This window comes from Sandarakinorhabdus sp. (assembly GCF_040398645.1).
Taxonomy (GTDB): domain Bacteria; phylum Pseudomonadota; class Alphaproteobacteria; order Sphingomonadales; family Sphingomonadaceae; genus Sandarakinorhabdus.
In genome coordinates this window covers 1-1,827 of the sequence record NZ_JBBATR010000084.1, presented here as the reverse complement: position 1 = coordinate 1,827, position 1,827 = coordinate 1, and the positions used below count along the sequence as shown (strand labels likewise).

The following is a 1,827-nucleotide window of genomic DNA, read 5'->3' as shown; positions in this document are numbered from 1 at the left end:
TCGGCGGCGTCGCGGTGGGTGAACAAATGGCTGACCAGGCGGATCACGCCGGCGCGCAGCGGTTCGGGCACGGCGTTCCAATCCAGCCCCAATCCAGCGCGAAACCGCACCACGGCGCGGCCACTGGTTGGCACCCGCAGCAATCGCACCCAGCCAGTGCCATCGGCGGCGATATCGCCCTCCCACTGATCGGCCGGCAGCGCCGCGCCGTTCACAAACACGCCATTGATCGCCGCGCAGGGGCTGGCGCGCAGCCGCTGCCACACCAGATCATGCACCAATGCCTGTTCGCCTTCGCGCACGATCAGCCACTGGCCAATAAACGCTTCACACAGGCCCATCGCGGCCCGGATGTGCCCGGCGATCAGCGCGTCTTCATCGTCACGGTCCAGCCGCAACGCCGCCTTGCATTCGGCGAGGCCCACCACCAGCGGGCCGCTTTCCAACGCGATTGCCATTACCGTTCCTCCACCCGCACTGTCAGGCTGCGCTCATCGCTGCTGCCGTCGCTTAAGGTCACGCGGTTGGTCACCCGGCAGATCTGCCCGGCCGTGCCGCCCACCAGCATGATCGCGGTGCGGCCGGCCGCTGCTTGCGCGCCAGTCAGCTCCAATGCCCCGGCCGGCAGCACAGTCCACGCCGATTGCAGGATGGTGCGCCCGGCCAGATAGCCGGCATCCCAGTTCACCGCGTGATCGACGCGCGCGCCGGGGTCTTTCAGAAACAAGGTCATGGCTGGCCTTTCGCTTGTGGTGCCGGCAGCAGCGGCAGGCGCGGCTGCGGTCGTTCGGGATTTGCGCGCATCAGATCGGTGCGCCGATGGTCACAGTCCACGCCGCCACGGCCACGGCGGCACCGGCCAGAACCGGCTGCGGCGGACAGGTGGTGACATACAGCAGGCGCTGCGCCGCCACATCGATCAGCGCGATGTGATCGGCGGTGCCAGTCGCCAGCGCCGCCAGCCCCGGCCGCGCCGCCACGGCCAATTGCCGGCCGCCGCCGGGCGCATCCGCCTTGGCAAAATCGCCCGGCAGCACCGGCGTTTGCGCCAGCGGCGCCGCCATGGCTGCTGCAAAATCCGCCGGCTGCCCCGCCAGCACCACCAATCGATCAGCTCCGGCCAGCACATCCAGCCCGGCATCCAGCACCAGCTGGCCCGCAAATCGCGCCATCATCATTCTCCCGAAAATTTCTGAATGCGTCAGCCGGCGACCAGCGCAGGCAATCGCCCGCGCCAGGGCAGCTGCACCGCTGGCATTTTCAATCGCTGCAATGGACTTGAAGCTGGTCTTAAGGCCCGCGCACGGCCAGCAGCGGCGCTGCGCCAACCGTCAGCGCTGGCACCTCCGCCAAGGGCCGGCGCGGCAGGGTTACCGCTGTGCCAGCATCAGCCAGCGCCATTTGTGCGGCCGTGGGCGCGAACCCAACCACAGTGGCCGCCTGCGCCAGAAAGGCGATGAAATGCGTCAGGATCATGCGCCGCGCCTCCTTAACTGCCCAACTTCAACTGGCATACTTCAACAGCCAACCCTCACGTGCCCGTCACGGCCAGCGTCTTTTCCGCCAGCACCGTGGTGCCATCGGCAGCCATCATCCGCACAGTGACGCTACGGGTGCCGGTCCAGCGTTCGGTGGCCACCAGCTTGGCCGTGCCGCGCGTCGCCACCGCGATGCCGGCGACGCCGGCACCCAGACGGCTGGTGCCTTGCAGCACGTTGCCGGCGCGGCTGCCGGGCGCAAAGTTGGTCGCGCCGCGGTGCTGCTGATCGTCATACAGCAGGCCGTCCAGCAGGCGTTCGGTGTTCATTTCTTGGGGGTTGATATCGG

At 68.2% G+C, this 1,827-nt stretch carries 5 protein-coding genes; all 5 read right to left on the bottom strand.

Features of this window, described 5'->3' with window-relative positions; all coding sequences use genetic code 11:
• Window positions 1-458: head-tail connector protein (locus tag ABWP50_RS12815; RefSeq protein WP_353218376.1), on the bottom strand; the 458-nt coding region annotated here is incomplete at its 3' end.
• Complete coding sequence (locus ABWP50_RS12810) at window positions 458-733, bottom strand: phage fiber-tail adaptor protein (RefSeq protein WP_353218375.1); 276 nt, start codon at window positions 731-733, stop codon at window positions 458-460. The genes ABWP50_RS12815 and ABWP50_RS12810, both read right to left, overlap by 1 nt.
• A 70-nt stretch (window positions 734-803) precedes the next feature.
• On the bottom strand, window positions 804-1,178 hold the full coding sequence (locus ABWP50_RS12805) for a hypothetical protein (RefSeq protein WP_353218374.1): 375 nt from the start codon (window positions 1,176-1,178) through the stop codon (window positions 804-806).
• A gap of 112 nt (window positions 1,179-1,290) precedes the next feature.
• Window positions 1,291-1,476, bottom strand: coding sequence for a hypothetical protein (locus ABWP50_RS12800; protein WP_353218373.1), 186 nt, complete (start codon window positions 1,474-1,476; stop codon window positions 1,291-1,293).
• A gap of 55 nt (window positions 1,477-1,531) precedes the next feature.
• Window positions 1,532-1,827, bottom strand: a 296-nt coding sequence (locus ABWP50_RS12795; RefSeq protein ID WP_353218372.1) for a hypothetical protein, incomplete at its 5' end; no start/stop codon positions are given.

Coding starts and splice junctions, on each gene's coding strand:
- ABWP50_RS12805 (WP_353218374.1), bottom strand. CDS start 1,178: ATGATGATGGCGCGATTTGCGGGCCAGCTGGTGCTGGATGCCGGGCTG.
- ABWP50_RS12800 (WP_353218373.1), bottom strand. CDS start 1,476: ATGATCCTGACGCATTTCATCGCCTTTCTGGCGCAGGCGGCCACTGTG.
- ABWP50_RS12810 (WP_353218375.1), bottom strand. CDS start 733: ATGACCTTGTTTCTGAAAGACCCCGGCGCGCGCGTCGATCACGCGGTG.